Below are 608 nucleotides of genomic sequence, written 5' to 3'. Positions count from 1 at the left end.
TCGAACTAAACCGCGCGTGTTGCTCGCGGTTGGGCTTTCAATAGCGTACAACAGCCACTCATCCATTTTGAATGGGCGGTGGAACCAGATGGAATGGTCAATCGTGGCGACTTGGAAGTTTGGTGTCATCAAAGAGACTTCATGCGGATGCAGAGCCGTAACCAAGAAACCCCAATCAGAAGCGTAAGCCAGTAGGTATTGATGAATCAGGTGGTTATCGGGCATTTCGCCGTTGGCACGCACCCATAGGTACTGTTTTGGCTCAGTTTTCTTTGGCTTGAGTGGGTTTACCACGGTTACAGGACGCATTTCGATTGGCTTTTCACCGCAGAAGGTTTTACGTAGTTTCTCTGGTAAAAATTCCGCGATGTGGCTAGCCAGTTCAGTCTCCGAAGCAAAGTTCTCAGGGCCTGGAATATCTGGCATGGTATTTTGGTGCTCAAAGCCGGGTGCATCACCGTGGTAAGAGGCGGTCAGGTAGAAGATTGGTCGACCATTTTGAATCGCTTTAACACGGCGAGTGCTGAAGCTGCGCCCGTCTCTCAGGTTCTCTACATCGTAGATGATCGGCTTTTCTGGATCGCCCGGAAATAGAAAGTAGCTGTGGA

The 608-nt window shown here is 50.0% G+C and carries 1 protein-coding gene; it reads right to left on the bottom strand.

Features of this window, described 5'->3' with window-relative positions; all coding sequences use genetic code 11:
• Positions 1 to 608: acyl-CoA thioesterase domain-containing protein (locus tag KIV40_RS30840; RefSeq protein ID WP_285353099.1), on the bottom strand; the 608-nt coding region annotated here is incomplete at both ends.

The sequence above is a fragment of the Vibrio sp. D173a genome (assembly GCF_030248475.1).
The sequence above is the reverse complement of the archived record's forward strand: the minus strand, read 5'-3'. Positions and strand labels throughout refer to the sequence as shown.